The organism is Microbacterium sp. SA39, from assembly GCF_000967865.1.
Classification (GTDB): Bacteria; Actinomycetota; Actinomycetes; order Actinomycetales; family Microbacteriaceae; genus Microbacterium.
Window position 1 is genome coordinate 118,057 of record NZ_JXRU01000038.1, and the last position, 18,372, is coordinate 136,428.

Annotated in this window: 17 protein-coding genes; 4 read left to right on the forward strand and 13 right to left on the reverse strand. The window is 68.8% G+C overall.

Translation table 11 applies throughout. The features are described from left to right. Positions 1-10: 10 nt before the first annotated feature. Complete coding sequence (locus tag RS85_RS15375; RefSeq protein ID WP_046014345.1) at positions 11-1,546, reverse strand: MFS transporter; 1,536 nt, start codon at positions 1,544-1,546, stop codon at positions 11-13. Positions 1,547-1,609: 63 nt separating this feature from the next. Between RS85_RS15375 and RS85_RS15380 the strand changes: the two genes are divergently transcribed. After that, complete coding sequence (locus RS85_RS15380) at positions 1,610-2,152, forward strand: TetR/AcrR family transcriptional regulator (protein ID WP_046014346.1); 543 nt, start codon at positions 1,610-1,612, stop codon at positions 2,150-2,152. A gap of 68 nt (positions 2,153-2,220) precedes the next feature. On the opposite strand, the gene serA is transcribed toward RS85_RS15380, so the two are convergent. The 3 genes from serA to RS85_RS15395 form a co-directional block, all read right to left on the reverse strand. Continuing rightward, on the reverse strand, positions 2,221-3,825 hold the full coding sequence (gene serA / locus RS85_RS15385) for a phosphoglycerate dehydrogenase (RefSeq protein WP_046014347.1): 1,605 nt from the start codon (positions 3,823-3,825) through the stop codon (positions 2,221-2,223). A 152-nt stretch (positions 3,826-3,977) separates the two neighbouring features. Further along, positions 3,978-4,310: a hypothetical protein gene (locus RS85_RS15390; protein WP_046014348.1), complete on the reverse strand. Its 333-nt coding sequence runs from the start codon at positions 4,308-4,310 to the stop codon at positions 3,978-3,980. Beyond that, positions 4,307-4,780 carry a hypothetical protein gene (locus RS85_RS15395; protein WP_046014349.1) on the reverse strand — a complete coding sequence of 158 codons (474 nt, stop codon included), beginning with the start codon at positions 4,778-4,780 and terminating at the stop codon, positions 4,307-4,309. Before RS85_RS15395 ends, RS85_RS15390 begins: the two co-directional genes overlap by 4 nt. Positions 4,781-4,861: 81 nt before the next feature. Here RS85_RS15395 and RS85_RS15400 point away from each other — a divergent pair, with 81 nt between their 5' ends. Next, on the forward strand, positions 4,862-5,800 hold the full coding sequence (locus RS85_RS15400; RefSeq protein WP_046014350.1) for a hypothetical protein: 939 nt from the start codon (positions 4,862-4,864) through the stop codon (positions 5,798-5,800). A 123-nt stretch (positions 5,801-5,923) separates the two neighbouring features. On the opposite strand, the gene ilvC is transcribed toward RS85_RS15400, so the two are convergent. The 7 genes from ilvC to RS85_RS15435 form a co-directional block, all read right to left on the reverse strand. After that, positions 5,924-6,952 (reverse strand): ketol-acid reductoisomerase, encoded by a 1,029-nt coding sequence (gene ilvC / locus RS85_RS15405; RefSeq protein WP_046014351.1) that lies wholly within the window; start codon positions 6,950-6,952, stop codon positions 5,924-5,926. 104 nt (positions 6,953-7,056) lie between these two features. Beyond that, positions 7,057-7,569 (reverse strand): acetolactate synthase small subunit, encoded by a 513-nt coding sequence (ilvN, locus tag RS85_RS15410; RefSeq protein WP_046014352.1) that lies wholly within the window; start codon positions 7,567-7,569, stop codon positions 7,057-7,059. Between the two features lie 3 nt (positions 7,570-7,572). Beyond that, positions 7,573-9,375 (reverse strand): acetolactate synthase large subunit, encoded by a 1,803-nt coding sequence (locus RS85_RS19905; RefSeq protein ID WP_046014353.1) that lies wholly within the window; start codon positions 9,373-9,375, stop codon positions 7,573-7,575. A 51-nt stretch (positions 9,376-9,426) separates the two neighbouring features. Next, positions 9,427-11,145 (reverse strand): dihydroxy-acid dehydratase, encoded by a 1,719-nt coding sequence (ilvD, locus tag RS85_RS19910; protein WP_046014354.1) that lies wholly within the window; start codon positions 11,143-11,145, stop codon positions 9,427-9,429. A 9-nt stretch (positions 11,146-11,154) separates the two neighbouring features. Further along, positions 11,155-11,952, reverse strand: a complete 798-nt coding sequence (gene otsB, locus RS85_RS15425) for a trehalose-phosphatase (protein ID WP_046014355.1) — start codon at positions 11,950-11,952, stop codon at positions 11,155-11,157. Positions 11,953-11,978: 26 nt separating this feature from the next. Then, positions 11,979-13,409, reverse strand: a complete 1,431-nt coding sequence (locus RS85_RS15430; protein ID WP_046014356.1) for an alpha,alpha-trehalose-phosphate synthase (UDP-forming) — start codon at positions 13,407-13,409, stop codon at positions 11,979-11,981. Positions 13,410-13,480: 71 nt separating this feature from the next. Then, positions 13,481-14,746 (reverse strand): MFS transporter, encoded by a 1,266-nt coding sequence (locus RS85_RS15435; protein ID WP_046014357.1) that lies wholly within the window; start codon positions 14,744-14,746, stop codon positions 13,481-13,483. 189 nt (positions 14,747-14,935) lie between these two features. Between RS85_RS15435 and RS85_RS15440 the strand changes: the two genes are divergently transcribed. Together RS85_RS15440 and RS85_RS15445 are read left to right on the forward strand one after the other, a co-directional pair. After that, entirely contained in the window at positions 14,936-16,141 is a 1,206-nt protein-coding gene (locus tag RS85_RS15440) for an aminotransferase-like domain-containing protein (protein ID WP_235282457.1), read from the forward strand. A gap of 9 nt (positions 16,142-16,150) precedes the next feature. Beyond that, positions 16,151-16,450 carry a hypothetical protein gene (locus tag RS85_RS15445; RefSeq protein ID WP_046014358.1) on the forward strand — a complete coding sequence of 100 codons (300 nt, stop codon included), beginning with the start codon at positions 16,151-16,153 and terminating at the stop codon, positions 16,448-16,450. Positions 16,451-16,481: 31 nt separating this feature from the next. On the opposite strand, the gene RS85_RS15450 is transcribed toward RS85_RS15445, so the two are convergent. Then, a complete protein-coding gene (locus RS85_RS15450) occupies positions 16,482-17,696 on the reverse strand; it encodes an acetyl-CoA C-acetyltransferase (protein WP_046014359.1) in 1,215 nt (404 codons plus the stop codon). A gap of 7 nt (positions 17,697-17,703) precedes the next feature. Beyond that, positions 17,704-18,372, reverse strand: a complete 669-nt coding sequence (locus RS85_RS15455) for a 3-oxoacid CoA-transferase subunit B (RefSeq protein WP_200894852.1) — start codon at positions 18,370-18,372, stop codon at positions 17,704-17,706.

Genomic DNA, 18,372 nt, shown 5'->3' on the forward strand with positions numbered 1-18,372 from the left:
AGCGTACCGGTCAGTGCGTGGGGGCTTTGCGCAGTGTGACGGCTGCGATGAGGCCGGCCGCGACGACGAGCACGGCGCCGATCAGCGACGTGATCATGACACCCGATCCGAAGGCCGATGCCGCGGCATCCCAGAGCGCATCGCCGAGCTTCGCCGGCAGCTCGTCGGCCGCGGTGTAGGCGCCGGCGAGTGTCTCGCGCGCCGACTGCGCAGCCTCTGCGGGCAACCCGTCAGGCAATGCGAGGGCGCCGCGGTAGAAGGCGGTGATGATGCCGCCGAGGACAGCTGTGCCGAGCACGGCGCCGAGCTCGTACGCCGTCTCCGACACCGCGCTCGCCGCTCCCGCCTTCTCAGCCGGTGCGCTCGACAGGATCAGCTCGTTGGAGATCGTCTCCGCCGCGCCGATGCCGATGCCGAGCACGACGAAGGCGATGATGAGCGGCGCGACACCGTGATCGTGCGTCGTGAACGCGACGATCAGGTAGCCGGCGACCGAGAACAGCAGGGCGCTCGGCACGAGCACATGCGGGGGCACCCGGCGTGAGACCGGGACGACGGTGAGGCCGGCGACGATCATCGCGGCCATACCGGGTACCAGCGCCGCCCCCGCCAGCAGCGGCGAGAGGCCCAGCACGAGCTGCAGGTGCTGCGACACGAAGTACAGGAAGCCGACCAGCGCCACGACGCTGAGCAGGTTGACCATGATCGCCCCGGAGAACGAGCCGCGGCGGAAGAGCGCCATGTCGAGCATGGGGACGACGGTGCGGTTCTGCCGACGCACGAACAACACTCCCATCGCGATGCCCAGCACCGCCCAGCCAGCGGCGACCAGCGACGGACCGTCGACGGCCAGCGACTTGATCGCGTACACCACCGGGACCATCGCGGCCATCGACAGCACGATGCTGACAGGGTCGATGCGTCCGGGATTCGGGTCGCGGCTCTCCGGCACGAGAAGTGGCGCCAGCACCACGAGTGGGATCAGCACCGGGACGGCGATGAGGAACACCGATCCCCAGGCGAAATGCTCGAGAAGGAAACCGCCCACGATCGGGCCGAGTGCGGCGCCCGCCGAGAAGGCCGACGCCCACACAGCGATCGCCATGCGGCGCTGGTCACGGTTCTGGAAGATCGAGCGCAGGAGCGAGAGGGTCGACGGCATGAGCATCGCGCCGAAGAAGCCGAGCAGCGCGCGGGCGGCGATCAGCAGTCCGGCTGTAGGAGCGAACGCGGCCAGCGCAGAGACGGCGGCGAACCCGATGGAGCCGATCAGCAGCATCCTGCGGCGGCCGAAGCGGTCGCCCAGAGTGCCCATCGTGACGAGGAGTCCGGCCAGCACCAGCGGGTACACGTCGATGATCCACAGCTGCTCGGCGCCGGTGGGCGCGAGCGCGATGGAGATCTCGGGGAGCGCGAAACTCAGCACCGTGTTGTCCACCGACACCAGCAGCACCGGCAGCATGAGGACGACGAGCGCCGCCCAGCCTCGGGCTCCGACGCGGGGAGCATCCGTCTCTGTCGTCGGGATCGACGCAGTACGGGTCATGGAACACCTCTCAGGATCACGGCGGCATCGTTACTAAACCGTCCAGATGGTATAGTAACAGACATGCCCCGACCTCCCCTCGCCCGCGAGAAGGTTCTCGACGCCTTCGAGATGATCGTCATCGCCGAAGGAGAACGCGCCGCGACACTCGACGCCACTGCCAAGGCGGCCGGTGTCTCGAAGGGCGGGCTGCTGTATCACTTCGCATCGAAGGAAGAGCTCGCGGCCGGTCTGCTCGAGCGACTCGACACTCTCACCACGGCCGATCTCGCCATCATGGAGTCCGCGGAGGAAGGGCCCGTGGCCTATTACATCCGCACCTCGGTGATGGAGGACGAGGCGCTCGACCGCGCCCTGATCGCGGCCTCACGTCTCGCGCAGGGCGGCTCGGTCGCCGCGGCGGAGGGCCTCCGCAACAACCGACGCCGCTGGGAGGACGCGATCCGTCCGCACGTGCGCGACCGCACGAGCCTCGACCTCGTGATGCTGCTCAGCGACGGCCTCTACTTCAACAACTCCCTCGACGTGCACGGACCGGAACGACTGGTCCCTCATGACGATGAGCTCGCAGCGTTGATCGCGCTGGTCCTGAAGACCACGTCCTAGGGGCCCGCCTTGGAACGCGAAGAGCGCGGAGACGCTTTCGCATCCCCGCGCTCTCTGTGCAGCTGCAGTCAGATGTCGGTGATCTCGATCTGACGGAACAGGTCGGCGTCGATCGCGTCGCGCACGTCGTCCAGCAGCTCGTCCGAGAGCGGCGAGTCGAGCGTCAGCACACTGAGCGCCTGGGCGCCGGCGGCCTCGCGGGCGATCTGCATGCCGGCGATGTTGATGCCGGCCTCGCCGAACTTCTGACCATAGACCGCGACGATGCCGGGGCGGTCGGTGTAGAGCATGACGACGTGGTGCTTCTCGATCGGCAGCTCGAGCGCGTGGTCGTTGATGCCGACCAGCTTCTCGGCCTGCTTCGGACCGGTCAGCGTGCCGGAGACCGAGAGCTGCGAGCCGTCCGAGAGGGCACCCGCGAGCGTGATGACGTTGCGGTACTCGTCGCTCACGTCATCCTTCAGCAGACGCACGGCGATGCCGCGCTGCTCGGCGAGCAGCGGCGCGTTCACGTACGACACGGTCTCGCTGACGATGTTGGTGAACACGCCCTTGAGGGCTGCGAGCTTGAGCACGCTCACGTCGTACTCGTTCAGCTCGCCGTGCACCTCGACGTCGAGGCTGGTGAGCGGCGAGGTCGCGAGCGCGGCGAAGATCTGGCCGAGCTTCTCGACGAGCGAGATGCCCGGGCGCACGTAGGGATCGATGACCCCGCCGGCGACGTTGACCGCGTCGGGGACGAGGTCGCCGCCGAGAGCCAGTCGCACCGAGCGGGCGACCGAGACGCCGGCCTTCTCCTGCGCCTCTTCGGTGCTCGCGCCGAGGTGCGGCGTGACGACGACGTTCGGCAGGTCGAGCAGCGGACGTGCGGTGCCGCCCTCGGCAGGGGGCTCGGAGGTGAAGACGTCGAGACCTGCACCGGCGATCTCTCCAGCGACGAGCGCGGCGTGAAGAGCCTCTTCATCGATGAGTCCCCCACGGGCGACGTTGACGACGAAGGCGGTCGGCTTCATGGCCCTGAACTGCTCGGCACCGATCATCCCGGTGGTCTCCGGCGTCTTCGGCATATGGATCGTGAGGAAGTCGGCCTCGGCGACGAGCTCGTCGAGCGACAGCAGCTGCACACCGAGCTGCTGCGCGCGGGCCGACGTCACGTAGGGGTCGTAGGCGACGACGCGCATGTCGAACGCGGCGAGACGCGCGGCGACGAGCGCGCCGATGCGTCCGAGACCGACGATGCCGACGGTCTTCTCGAAGAGCTCGGCCCCGGTGAACGAGCTGCGCTTCCACTGGCCGGCCGCGAGCGACGCGTGAGCGGCGGGGATGCGCCTCGCGAGGCTGAGGACGTGGCCGACCGTGAGTTCGGCGGCCGAGACGATGTTCGAGGTCGGCGCGTTCACCACCATGACGCCGGCTGCGGTCGCGGCCTTGATGTCGACGTTGTCGAGTCCCACGCCGGCGCGGGCGACCACCTTGAGCTTCGGCGCGTGCGTGAGCGCCTCTTCGTCGATCTGCGTCGCCGAGCGGATCAGCACAGCATCCGCGTCGGACAGCGCCGAGAACAGTGCCTCTCGGTCGGTGCCGTCGACGTTGCGGACGTCGAAGTCGGGGCCGAGAGCCTCGATCGTGGCGGGAGAGAGCACTTCGGCGATGAGCACAACGGGCTTCGGCACAGAGATTCCTTCGGGGCAGCACGACAGGCGGGAGGGGCCGATGCGCCGCACACCAGAGGGGGGCGCGATCACCTCAACTGTACCCGAGCGGTCGCGCCGCTCCGTGCGTGTGACGGCTCGCGTCAGGACGGCTCGCGTCAGGGCTGCTCGCGTCAGGCGCTGGGCAGCGTCAGGCTCAGCGCGATGAGGTTGAGCCAGAAGACCGCGACGATCCCGAGGCCCGCCAGGAACGTGAGAGTCAGTTCGCCCACCCGACGCCGTCGCCCGATGAGGTAGGCGAACACGAAGACGAGAGCGGGGAACAGAACGCCGAACAGCAGCGTGATCCATCCCGTTCCGGTGAGTCCCGTCCGTGCCATGTTGATCAGATGCGCGACCGCGTTCCAGAGGGCGTACGCGTACACAAGCCCGGCGAGCCCGATCACGAGACCGACGAGCCAGCGCGGAGACCCGGCGGAGACCGGAGTGGGCTGCGAGTCGCTCATGCGCCGATCACCCCCACGGTGACGAAGGGCCAGGGCACGAGGAGCACCACACCGGCGATCAGGACGGAGATGCGGATCCACGCCGCCTTCCCCCGCGTCAGCACCCAGCTCGCGAGGAACCAGAGCGCGGGCGCGGCGATCGCGAGCACGAACCACGGGAGGAACATGAAGTCGTCGACGAGGAAGGATGCCAGCGGCCGCAGTCGCAGGCCCGCCACCACCCAGCCGATCGTGTAGAGCAGGTACACCCCGCCGACCACGCCGAGCACCAGCAGCATCGCGTTGCTGAGTCCGCGGTCCGTGTCATCGGCGGGCGTGACGGTCCCGTCGTCTGCGACCCTGCCGACATCGCCGCTGCCCTTTCCGACCGCATTCCACCCGCGCGGCAACGCCGGATCTGCCGCCGGATCCTTCGGCGTCGAGGCCTCATCGCCGTCCCAGCTGAGGGCGTCGTCGGAATCGGAAGTCATCCCCCCAGAGTAGGACACGCCGTCCACTATGCTCGGGGTGCATCGGGCCACGGAGGCCCTCGGCAGGGGGAAGGGAACGCTGTGGCTGAGAACGAGAAGGTCGATCGCGTCGAGCGGGAAGAGCCGGGCAACGACGGGTCCGAGCCGCGTGCAGGATGGACCCCGACGGCTGATGCGAAGAAGAAGGCGACGACCTTCCGCTGGATCGCCGGGGTGCTCTGGGCGCTCGCGATCATCGGCGAAGCGGTCGGCATCTTCTGGCTCCTCCGTCAGCGCGTCTTCGTCGGAGAGGACGGCACGCTCGTTCGCGACCCCGACACCGGTCTCCTGCAGGAGCAGGGCGTCACCGCTCAGTTCCCGCAGTGGGCGTTCATCGCGCTCCTGGTGCTCCTCGTCGTCATCGCTGCGCTCTCCATCACCGGTTCGGTGCTCTGGAAGAAGGCGAACCGCCTCGATCCTGCGCGCAAGTCCGACAAGACGCGGTTCTTCGTGCAGAACCAGCTCGGCGCCATCATCGCCGTCGTGGCCTTCCTGCCGCTCATCATCCTCATCTTCCTCAACAAGGACATGGACAAGGGGCAGAAGACGACGGCCGGCATCGTCGGCATCGCTCTCGCTGCCCTCGCCGTGGTCCTCGGCATCGACTTCGATCCGCCCTCGGTCGAGCAGTACACCGCCGACCAGTCGGCCGTGATCCAGCTCCTCGGCAAGGACGAGGTCGTCTGGGTGGACGGCGGTGAGGTCTACCACGTCTGCGATGAGGTCTCTGCGATCCAGACCGGCAGCGAGATCCGCACAGGCACGACGGCGGAGGCCGTCGAGGCGGGCAAGATCCGCCTCACCCTGCAGTTCGCCTCCGAGCTGCGGGCCTGCGATCTCGCCGTGCCGGAGAACGACGAGGAGATCACAGAAGCCCTCCGCGCCATCCAGGCCGGACAGGTCGACACCCTGCTCCCCGCCCCCGTCTGGGCGGATCCGGCCGATGCGCCGATTCAGGTCGAGGAGGCGCCGGCCGAGTGACCGCGCGCTGAGCGAGCCTGATCCACTCCGAGCGCGTCGACCAGCCGCTCCCCCGTCCCTGAGGGGGGAACGAAAGAACGGGCACCCCGCGTGGGGTGCCCGTTCTTTCGTTCTCAGATCAGATCAGCGCGCAGCGCTGCCGTCGACGTAGTCCTCATCCTGCTGCTTCCAGGCGAAGAGCGAGCGGAGCTCCTTGCCGGTGACCTCGATCGGGTGGGTCTCCTCCTTGGCGCGCAGCGCCAGAAACTCCTCGGCCCCGTTGTCCTGGTCGTCGATGAAGCGCTTCGCGAAGGCACCCGACTGGATGTCGGCGAGAACGCCCTGCATGCTCTCCTTGACGCGGGCGTCGATGACGCGCGGGCCGGAGACGTAGTCGCCGAACTCGGCGGTGTCGGAGATCGACCAGCGCTGCTTGGCGATGCCGCCCTCCCACATCAGGTCGACGATGAGCTTCAGCTCGTGCAGCACCTCGAAGTACGCGATCTGCGGCTGGTAGCCCGCCTCGGTGAGGGTCTCGAAACCGGCCTGTACGAGGTGGCTCACGCCACCGCAGAGCACGGCCTGCTCGCCGAAGAGGTCGGTCTCCGTCTCCTCGGTGAAGGTGGTCTTGATGACGCCGGCGCGGGTGCCGCCGATGGCCTTGGCGTACGACAGGGCGACATCCCAGGCGTGCCCGGAGGCGTCGCGCTCGACGGCGATGATGTCCGGGATGCCACGGCCGGCGACGAACTCGCGACGGACCGTGTGGCCAGGAGCCTTCGGTGCGATGAGGATCACGTCGACACCCTCGGGAGCGTCGATGTAGCCGAAGCGGATGTTGAAGCCGTGCGCGAAGGCGAGCGTCTTGCCCTCGGTCAGGTTCGGCGCGATCGACTCGCTGTAGATGGTGCGCTGGTGCTGGTCCGGCGCGAGGATCATGATGAGGTCGGCCCACTCGGTGGCGTCGGCGACGGTCTTGACCGCGAATCCGGCCTCTTCTGCCTTCGCGGCGGACTTGGAGCCCTCCTTGAGCGCGATGGCGACCTCGACACCCGAGTCGCGCAGGTTCTGCGCGTGGGCGTGACCCTGCGATCCGTAACCGACGATCGCGACCTTCTTGCCCTGGATCAGGGACAGGTCGGCGTCGGCGTCGTAGAAGATCTCGGTGCTCACGGTGTGTTTCTCCTTGTTCGTTGCGTTTCGTCTCTGCGTTTCGACTCGCTTCGCTCGCTCAACGACCGGGCGAATCCTCGCAGTTTCTGGATTGATGTACTGGTTCAGCCGCGCAGGACGCGCTCGGTGATGCTCTTGCCGCCGCGGCCGATCGCGAGGAGACCCGATTGGGCGATCTCCTTGATGCCGAAGGGCTCGAGCGCCCGCAGCATCGCCTCGACCTTGCCCTTGTCGCCGGTGACCTCGATCACCAGCGCCTCCGCGGCGTAGTCGACGACCGAGGCACGGAACAGGTTCACCACCTCGATGACGTTCGAGCGTGTGGAGTTGTCGGTGCGCACCTTGACGAGCATGTGCTCGCGCTGCACCGAGGTGGCGAAGTCGAGCTCGACGATCTTGATGACATTGATGAGCTTGTTCAGCTGCTTCGTCACCTGCTCGAGAGGGAGCTGCTCCTCGACGTCGACGACGACCGTGATCCGGGAGATACCCGGAACCTCGGTCACGCCCACGGCGAGGGACTCGATGTTGAAGCTGCGGCGGGCGAAAAGCCCGGCGACACGGGTGAGCAGACCGGGACGGTCCTCCACCAGCAGGCTCAGCACATGGGTCGACATGGATCAGTCCTCCTCGTCGAAGCTGGGCGCGTGGTCGCGCGCGTACTGGACATAGCTGTTGCTGACTCCCTGCGGGACCATGGGCCACACCATGGAGTCGGCGCTCACCACGAAGTCGATCACCACCGGACGATCGTTCGTCTCGAGGGCGAGCTTGATCGCGGCATCCACCTCGTCCTCCCTCTCCACCCGGATCGCGAGGCACCCGTAGGCTTCCGCGAGCTTGACGAAGTCGGGGATGCGCACGGTGCCGTGCCCCGTGTTCAGGTCGGTGTTCGAGTGGCGGCCGTCGTAGAACAGCGTCTGCCACTGCCGCACCATGCCCAGCGAGGAGTTGTTGATGATCGCGACCTTGATCGGGATGTTGTTGATCGTGCAGGTCGCGAGCTCCTGGTTGGTCATCTGGAAGCAGCCGTCGCCGTCGATCGCCCATACGTCTCGGTGCGGCTCGGCGACCTTCGCGCCCATCGCTGCGGGCACGGCGTACCCCATGGTTCCGGCGCCGCCGGAGTTCAGCCAGGAGTTCGGACGCTCGTACTTGATGAACTGCGCCGACCACATCTGGTGCTGGCCGACACCCGAGGCGTAGACGCCTTCGGGGCCGGTGAGCTCGCCGATCCGCTGGATCACGTGCTGCGGAGCCAGGAGCCCGTCCGTCGGGGGCGTGTAGCCGAGGGGGAACTCGTTGCGCAGTCCGTCGAGGTAGGACCACCACTCCTCGGTGTCCGGCTTCCCGTCACCGATCGCGCCGCGGTAGGCGGCATCCAGATCCGTGAGCACGTCGCGCACGTCGCCCACGATCGGCACATCGGCCGTGCGGATCTTCGAGATCTCGGCGGGGTCGATGTCGACGTGCACGACCTTGGCGTTCGGGGCGAAAAGCGCGGCCTTGCCGGTCACGCGGTCATCGAAGCGCGCACCGAGCGAGATGAGCAGGTCGGCCTCCTGCAGCGCGAGCACTGCCGGAACCGTGCCGTGCATGCCCGGCATGCCGAGGTGCTGCGGGTGCGAGTCGGGGAACGCGCCGCGTGCCATGAGCGTGGTGACGACGGGTGCACCGGTCGTCTCAGCGAGCTGCAGCAACTCGGCGGACGCGCGGCCGCGGATGACGCCGCCGCCGACGTACAGCACCGGCTTCTTCGCCTCGGCGAACAGGGCGGCTGCGGCGTGGATCTGCTTGCCGTGCGCCTTCGTCACAGGCCGGTAGCCGGGCAGGTCGACCTTCGGCGGCCAGACGAACGGCGCCATGGCCTGCTGGGCGTCCTTGGTGATGTCCACGAGCACGGGACCGGGGCGACCGGTCGAGGCGATCTCGTAGGCGGCTGCGAGGGCGCCCGGGATCTCGGCGGCATCCTTCACCAGGAACGAGTGCTTCGTCACCGGCATCGTGATGCCGACGATGTCGGCCTCCTGGAACGCGTCCGTGCCCATGAGGGTGGAGAACACCTGGCCGGTGATGGCCAGCAGCGGCACCGAGTCCATGTAGGCGTCGGCGATCGCGGTGACGAGGTTCGTCGCACCGGGGCCGGAGGTCGCGATGCACACGCCGACCTTGCCGGATGCGGACGCGTAACCCTCGGCCGCGTGACCCGCGCCCTGCTCGTGGCGCACGAGGATGTGGCGGAGATCGTCGGCATCCATCAGCGGATCGTAGACAGGAAGGATCGCGCCGCCCGGAAGTCCGAAGACATCCGTGACGCCGAGAAGCACGAGCGAGCGGACGACGGCTTCTGCGCCGGACATCTCCGGCGCAGAGGCTTGACGGGCAGGTGGCCTCGGCACGGCCGAGACGGAGTCAGCAGTCATGAGATTCCTTCTGGTGGTCTGTGGAGACTCCGGATGCCGGTGGCATCCGGATCAGCCTGTGGTCGCTCCCTCTGCGGCGGACCGCACGAGGCGCGAGTACTTGGCGAGAACGCCTCGGGTGTAGCGCGGGGGAAGCGGCTCCCAGCCAGAGCGGCGGGAGGCGAGCTCAGCGTCGTCGACGAGTAGGTCGAGAGAGCGAGCTGCGATATCGACCCGTATCAGATCACCATCGCGCACGAAGGCGATCGGACCTGCGTCCACCGCTTCGGGTGCTATGTGGCCGATGCACAGGCCGGTTGTGCCGCCTGAGAATCGTCCGTCCGTCAAGAGTAGTACATCTTTTCCGAGTCCAGCGCCCTTGATGGCCGCGGTGATGGCGAGCATCTCGCGCATTCCCGGTCCGCCCTTGGGCCCCTCGTAGCGGATGACGATGACGGTGCCCGCTTCGATCTCGCCCTCGGCGACGGCATCCATCGCGGCGCGCTCGCGCTCGAACACGCGGGCCGGCCCTTCGAAGACGGCTGCGTCGAAGCCCGCGGTCTTCACGACCGCGCCCTCGGGAGCGAGCGACCCGTGCAGGATCGTGAGGCCACCGGTGGCGTGGATCGGGTTGTCGAAGGTGTGGATGACCGTGCCGTCGATCGGCTCGGGGTTCAGGTCGGCGAGGTTCTCGGCGAGAGTCTTGCCGGTCACGGTGAGGGCATCGCCGTGCAGGAGTCCCTCGTCGAGCATCGCCTTCATGATCACAGGGATGCCGCCGTGGCGGTCGACGTCGTTCATGACGTACTTACCGAAGGGCTTCATGTCGGCGACGTGGGGCACCTTGTCGCCGATGCGGTTGAAGTCGTGGAGGTTCAGATCAACGTCGGCCTCGCGGGCGATGGCCAGCAGGTGCAGCACGACGTTGGTCGAGCCGCCGAGAGCCATCGCCAGTGCGATCGCGTTCTCGAACGCCTCCTTGGTGAGGATGTCGCGGGTCGTGATGCCCTGGCGCAGCAGGTTCACGACGGCCTCGCCGGAGCGGTGGGCGTAGTAGTCGCGTCGGCGGTCCGCGGCGGGCGGCGCGGCCGAACCGGGAAGGCTCAGTCCGAGCGCCTCGGCGACGGATGCCATGGTGTTCGCGGTGTACATGCCGCCGCACGCGCCCTCGCCCGGCGCGATCGCGCACTCGATGCGCTTGAGGTCTTCCTCGCTCATCAGGCCGGCCCGGCAGGCGCCGACCGCCTCGAACGAGTCGATGATGGTGACGTCCTTCTCGGTGCCGTCCGACAGCTTCACCCAGCCAGGAGCGATCGAGCCGGCGTAGAGGAACACGCTGGACAGGTCGAGGCGGGCACTGGCCATGAGCATGCCGGGGATCGACTTGTCGCAGCCGGCGAGCAGGACCGATCCGTCGAGGCGCTCGGCCATCATCACGGTCTCGACCGAGTCGGCGATGACCTCACGCGAGACGAGCGAGAAGTGCATGCCCTCGTGCCCCATCGAGATGCCGTCCGAGACGGAGATCGTGCCGAACTGCAGTGGGTAGCCTCCCCCGGAGTGCACGCCCTCCTTCGCACCCTGCGCGAGCCGGTCGAGGCTCAGGTTGCAGGGGGTGATCTCGTTCCAGCTGGAGGCGATGCCGATCTGCGGCTTCTCCCAGTCCGCGTCGCCCATGCCGACGGCGCGAAGCATGCCGCGAGAGGTCGTGGCCTCGATGCCGTCCGTGACGACTCGGCTGCGGGGCTTGATGTCGATGGACGCGCTGGGAGAAGGATCGTGCGATGACATGACCGAAGTCTATTGCCGGAGTGAGGAGCGCTCGTCCGCCAGGGCCTCCAGAAGCGCGCCCATCTGTTGTGGGTTGTCCACACGAAGGATGGCCGCGCTCTCGCCCGGGCCGACCCGCACGCCGAGATCCCCCGCCTGCAGCACGCGCATGGCGTCCTCGTCGGTCACGTCATCGCCGGCGAACAGGATGCCGGTGGCGTCGAAGCGCTCGCGGAGTGCCGCGACGGCGGCATCCTTCCCCTCGGAGCGCGATGAGAACTCCAGGACGCGGTGCCCCGCGCGACGGCGCCAGTGCGGGAAGCGCTCCGCGACCAGAGCGTCGATGTCCGCGAAGACGCGCTCCTCGGTCTCGCGGTCTGCCCGGCGCGTGTGCACGCCCATGCCGAATGTCTTCGGCTCGAACTCGGCGCCCTCGTAGCGCTCGATGATCGGACGGGCGGCTGCCCACAGCTCCTCGCGCGCGCCGTCCTCGGTGGCCTCGCCCGACTCTGCGGCGTCGCCCTCGCCCGGGAACCAGTACTGGGCGCCGTGCGAACCGGCCAGCGCGATGACCGAGTCGTCGGAGTGCTCGGTGATCTCGCGGAGGTCATGCATGCTGCGTCCGGAGACGTACGCGACCACCGTGTCCGGCAGCGCGGCCAGCCGCGCGACCTGCGCGGCGACCTCGGGAAGAGCCCGGGCCGCCATCGGGTCGGGGACGAGAGGGGATGCCGTGCCGTCGAAGTCGAGGGCGACGACCAGGCGGGGGGTCGCTGCGAGCGCCGACAGATCGGCGTCAGGGGCTCCGGGGGTCCAGGCGCGGGTCACGTGTTCTCCGTTTTCGAGTCGGTGGGTCAGCGCGCGCGGCGCGCTGCGGAAAGGGCGGACAGGAACGAGTCGGACCAGGCGGTGACATCGTGGTCGAGCACGCGGCGCCGCATCGACCGCATCCGCCGGGACTGCTCCCGCGGGGGCATCTCGACGGCGCGCATGATCGCCTCCTTGAGGCCTTCGATGTCGTGCGGATTCACCTGGATCGCGCTGCCCAGTTCGTCGGCGGCGCCGGCGAACTCGCTCAGCACGAGCACTCCCCTGTTGTCGGTGCGTGTGGCGACGTACTCCTTGGCGACCAGGTTCATGCCGTCGCGCAGGGCGGTCACGAGCATCACGTCGGCGGCGAGGTACAGCGCGACCATCTCCTCGCGGGGGTAGCCCTGGTGCAGGTACCGGATGGCGGTGTGGCCCATCGTGTCGGTGTCGCCGTTGATGCGGGCGACGGAGAGCTCGATCTCGTCGCGCAGGTTGGCATACGCGTCGACGCGCTCGCGGCTGGGGCTCGCCACCTGCACCAAGGTCACGTCCTCGACAGAGAGGACACCATCGGTGAGCAGCTCTCCGTACGCCTTGATGCGATGCCCGATGCCCTTGGTGTAGTCGAGGCGGTCGACGCCGAGGAGGATGCGCTTCGGGTTGCCGAGGCTCTCGCGGATCTCGGCGGCGCGCGCCTGGATGTCGGGTCGCGCGGCGAGCTCGAGATAGGGCTCGGTGTCGATGGAGATCGGGAACGCCTTCACCAGCGCCTTGTGCGACTCCCCCCGGTCGTCGATCTCGCCGTTGCCCGACGGCACGGTGACGGTCGAGGCCTTGATGTCGTACTTCAGGCGTCGACGGATCGCGTTGAGGAAGTTCGTGGCGTCGGTGGCGCGCTGGAAGCCGATCACATCGGCTCCGAGCAGTCCGCGCAGGACCTGCCCGCGCCACGGGAGCTGCGCATACAGGCCGTGCGTCGGGAACGGGATGTGGTGGAAGTATCCGATGGTCACGTCCGGACGCAGCGCCCTGATCATCTGCGGCACGAGCTGCAGCTGATAGTCGTGCACCCAGACCGTGCCGTCCTGAGCGACAGCTGCGGCGGCGGCATCCGCGAACCGGCGGTTGACCGCGACGTACGCGTCCCACCATTCCCGGTGGTATTGCGGTGGCGCGATGACGTCGTGATAGAGCGGCCAGATCGTGTCGTTGGAGAAGCCCTCGTAGTACTCGGCGATCTCCTGCTCGCTCAGCGTGATCGGGATGAGCCTGATGCCTCCCGAGGTGAACGGCTTGAGCTCGAGGTCGGCCTGCCCCGGCCAGCCGACCCAGGCGCCGTTGACGCTGCGCATGACGGGTTCCAACGCGGCCACGAGTCCGCCGGGCGACGTGCGCCACACCTCTTCGCCGTCGGGTCCTGCGGCACGATCGACAGGAAGCCGATTGGCGACCACGACGAAATCTGCGGCGGCCATGGTGACTCCTCACGACAGGGGGTGGATGCTCCCCAGGCTACCGATGTTGACGCCCGCTGTTCGCCAGGTCGTCAGGCGACGGTACGCGCGGCGCGCGGCGCCGTGCGGCTGAGGAACCAGTTCACGACTCCGGCGACGAAGACGACGAGCGCCGCGATCACAGGAATGAACAGGGCAGGAGCCGTTCCGATGCTCTCCGCGATCCCGCCTGTCGTCGCCGCACCCAGCGACTGCCCGACGACCACGCCAGAGCCGAGCATCGTCATCACGGTCGCCGAACGCCCGATCGGGCTGCGCGCGGCGCCGAAGCTGTACTGGGTGACGAGGGTCGGGCCGATGCCGACCCCCATGATCGCGAGTGCGATCGTCATGGTGGCCGGCGAGTCCGCGAACGGGAGGAGCGCCGTACCCGCGAGCAGGATGCCGGAGAAGACGAGCCAGCGGGTTCGCAGAGTGAATACCGGGGGCAACCAGGCCACGCCGAGGGCCAGGATCGCGGAGCCGACGCCCATCACGCCGTAGAGCAGGCCGGCCTGCTCGGGTGCGCCGCGGTCGGCCATGAACGACGTGAGCGCGGTGAGCATGGCGCCGAAGAAGATCCCGACTCCCAGGATGCCGAGCACGACGATGAGCAGCTGCGGGCGGAAGAGATCCGAGATCGCCGACGGCGCCTTCCCGTCGGCGTCACGCTCGAGGGACACGTGGCGCCCGCTCGGATGCAGGGCGAAGGCGCCGACGAACACCACGGTCAGCGCGGCCGCTCCCACCAGCGGCGCCCAGGGCGCGAGCGCGGACGCGAGGATGCCGACGAGGAACGGCCCGAAGACGAACACCGTCTCGTCTGCGGCCGACTCGTAGGCCATGGTGCCGGAGAGCGTGCGCGTCCGCTGCGCCTCGGGCATCCGCTCCCGGATGATCGTGACCAGCCGCGAGCGCGAGAGCGGCGCGACCTGAGGCGCCGTCGCGCCGATACCGACGGCCGCGAGGAGCACGAAGCCGTCTGCGCCCGCCCCGTACACGGTGACGGTGAAGATGACGAGCATGGTGCCGTTGGCGACGGCGAGCGCGAGCAGCACCCCGCGCTGTCCGAACCGGTCGGCTGCCGCTCCCAGCAGGGGGCCGAAGCACGCGGTGCCGAGGCCGACGGCGGCGGAGGTGAGACCGCCCAGCGACAGCGAGCCACGTGCCGAGACGACGACCGTGAGCACGCCGACGACCATCATGGCGAAGGGCAACCTCGCGATGAACGCGAGGAGGAAGTACGGGAGGCCGACGAGGCGGAACAGGCTGGAAGTGTCGGCGGGCTGCGTCGGAGACTGCGGTGATGCGTGTGTCATGGCTCTCGCGCGTCGATGACGCGATGTCGGGTGCCGCCGCTGTCCGCGGGAATGCCCGCGGCCGGTAGTTACACGGTGATGCGGCCGCGGACGAGCCGCGACACGTCGATTCTACCGCGCCGTGCGCACCGCTATCCTGGGCGGCACCGCCTCGCCGTGCCCGCACTCCCGCGCCTTCAGGAGCAGCCGTTGCCCACTCCCCCGCACACCACCGCCTCCGCCCGTGCGCTGCCTTCGCGATCGCAGCGCGCCGGTTCCGCCAAGACCTCGCCGGTGCGCGACCTGCTCGCCCTCACCGAGCGGCCGGAGGTCATCTCCTTCGCCGGCGGTCTCCCCGCCCCTGAGCTGTTCGACCTCGACGGGATCCGCGCCTCGTTCGATGCGGTGCTCGGCTCCCCCGGCGTGCTGCAGTACTCGACGTCCGAGGGCAGCGGCGCTCTCCGAGAGGAGGTCGCGCGGCGCTACGCCGTCGACGGCCTCGCGACAGCGGCATCCGAAGTGATCATCACCACCGGCTCGCAGCAGGGTCTCGGACTGCTGGCCACCTCGTTGATCGACCCGGGCGACACGATCCTCGTCGAGGAGCCGTGCTACCTCGCGGCGCTGCAGACGTTCGCCCTGGCTGGAGCCCGCGTGATCGGCGTCCCGTACGTCGGGGACGAGCTGGATCTCGACGCGCTCGATCGGCTCGCCGCCGAGAACGCGCCGAAGTTCTTCTACACCGTGCCGACGTTCCAGAACCCGACCGGCCGCACCCACGACGTCGACACCCGAGGTCGGATCGCGGATGCCGCGCAGCGGAACGGCTTCCGCATCATCGAGGACGAGCCGTACCGCCAGCTGCGCTACTCCGGCGAAGCCCTGCCCTCGCTGGCGGCCTTCGCCCCCGACCACGTCGTGAGCCTCGGCAGCTTCTCGAAGGTGATCGCGCCCGGACTCCGGATCGGCTGGATCCGCACGACACCCGACATCCGTCCGACGGTGACGATCGCGAAGCAGGCGGCCGACCTGCACACGTCGACCGTCGACCAGGCTGCTGCGGCTCACTATCTCGTTTCCGGCCGGGGCGAACCGGCGCTCGAACGGATCCGCTCCGCGTACGCCGAGCGGCGCGACGCGATGCTCGAGGCGCTCCCGACAGCGCTTCCGGAGGGGAGCTCGTGGAACCGCCCCGACGGCGGCATGTTCGTCTGGGTGCGACTGCCTGAGGGAATGGATGCCGCGGCGACGCTCGGCGCCGCCCTCGCCCGGGACGTCGCCTATGTTCCCGGAGCCGCCTTCTTCTCGGGTGAGCCCGATGAACGCACGCTCCGGCTCTCGTTCACGACGTATCCCCCTGCCAGCATCCGCGAGGGGTTGTCAAGGCTCGGGACGGCCTGGGGTGCAGGCGGGTAGCGTAGGGGCATGCGCTACCTCTTCAGCACCGGACTCATCGCTGCGATCTCCGCGGGAATCTCGCTGCTGCGCGGCACCCGCCAGGAACCCATCACGTGGCGCGCGGCGCTCTCCTGGGTGAGCTGGGGCATCACGATGGCTCTCGCCGTCGGCGCGGTCGTCGACATGAACCGCGAGCGGCGCGGCGTGCTCGTCGACGCCGACTCGCCCCAGTCGGTCAAGAAGTCCCGGAAGGCCCAGCGCCTGCAGTTCCGCTCGCAGAAGGCGCTCGCCGACGCGCAGGGCCACGCGAAGGATCGTCGCAACTGAGGCGATCCCCACGCGCTCCCTCTGAGCGCGGTCAGCGCGTGAGGATGAGCGCCTCTCCCTGACCTCCGCCACCGCAGAGGCCGACGGCCGCAGTGCCGCCGCCTCGACGCGCGAGCTCATGCGCGATGTGCACGACGAGCCGGTTCCCCGACGCACCGATCGGATGACCGATCGCGATGCCGCCGCCGTGGATGTTGACCTTCTCGCCGTCGAGGCCCAGTTCCACCTGCGACCGGGCGACCACGGCTCCGAAGGCCTCGTTGATCTCGACCAGGTCGAGGTCGGCCGGAGAGATGCCCTGCTTCTCGCAGGCCCGCTCGATCGCCCGCGCCGGCTGCGCCTGGAGGGAGTTGTCCGGGCCGGCCGTCTGTCCGCTGGCACCGACCGTCACCAGCACGGGCCAGCCCTTCGCTTCGGCCACAGCGCGAGTCGTCACGACGACGGCAGAGGCGCCGTCGGAGATCTGCGAGGAGTTCCCGGCGGTGATCGAGCCGCCTTCGGCGAAGGCCGCCCTGAGTCCTCCGAGAGTCTCGACGGTCGTCTCCGGGCGGATGCCCTCGTCCTTGGTCACCAGCACGGGTTCCCCGCGGCGTTGCGGTACCGACACGGTGACGATCTCGGCATCGAACGCGCCGGACTCCTGAGCGGCGGCCGCGCGCTGGTGCGACAGTGCCGCGACGGCATCCTGCGCCTCGCGCGTGAGCTCGTAGCGGGCGTTGTGACGCTCGGTCGACGCGCCCATGCTCTCGCGGTCGTACGCGTCGGTGAGCCCGTCGTAGGCCATGTGGTCGAGCACCTCGACGCTGCCGTACGTCCAGCCGTCGCGCGAACCCATCAGCAGGTGCGGTGCGCGTGTCATCGACTCCATCCCGCCGGCGACGACGACCAGCGCGTCACCCGTGCGGATCATCCGGGCCGCATCGATGATGGCAGTGAGGCCGGACAGGCAGACCTTGTTCACCGAGTGCGCTGGGACGTCCCAGCCGATGCCCGCGCCGATCGCGGCCTGACGGGCGGCATTCTGCCCTGATCCCGCGGCGAGCACCTGCCCGACGATGACCGCGTCGATGTCGGCGGGGTCGATGGACGCCTGCTCGAGAGCTCCGCGGATCGCGAAGGCGCCGAGCTGCGGGGCGGTGAACGACGCGAGCTGTCCCTTCAGGCGTCCCTGCGGGGTGCGGGCGGCGGCGACGATGACGACATCGTCTGCAGCCGTGGTGATCTCGACCGTGCTCTTCTCAACCATGCTGTTCTCAACCATGTGCTGTGGCCCTTCCGTCGGTGAGGGTGTCCGAGATGACGAGGGGCGGTTCGGTGGCGGTGACGACCTCGTCGATCGTGACGCCTGGAGCGAGCTCGACCAGCACCAGGCCGTCGGCGGTGACATCGATCACCGCGAGGTCGGTGATGATCCGGTCGACAACGCCCCGGCCGGTGAGCGGCAGTGAGCAGTCGTTCACGATCTTGGCCGATCCGTCGCGTGCCACGTGCTCCATCAGGACGATCACGCGGCCTGCTCCATGCACCAGGTCCATGGCGCCGCCCGGCCCCTTCACCATCTTGCCGGGGATCATCCAGTTGGCGAGATCGCCGGATGCCGACACCTGCATGGCCCCGAGGATGGCGGCGTCGATCTTGCCGCCGCGGATCATGCCGAAACTGGTCGCTGAGTCGAAGAACGCGGAACCCGGGAGCACGGTGACCGTCTCCTTCCCCGCGTTGATCAGGTCGGGATCGACGACATCCTCCCGGGGGTACGGCCCCACGCCGAGGATGCCGTTCTCGGATTGGAGCACCACGGTGACGTCGGAGGGCACGTGGTTGGGCACGAGGGTGGGCAGGCCGATGCCGAGGTTGACGTAGGCCCCGTCCTCGAGCTCTGCGGCGGCACGGGCGGCCATCTGGTCACGGGTGAGCGCCAT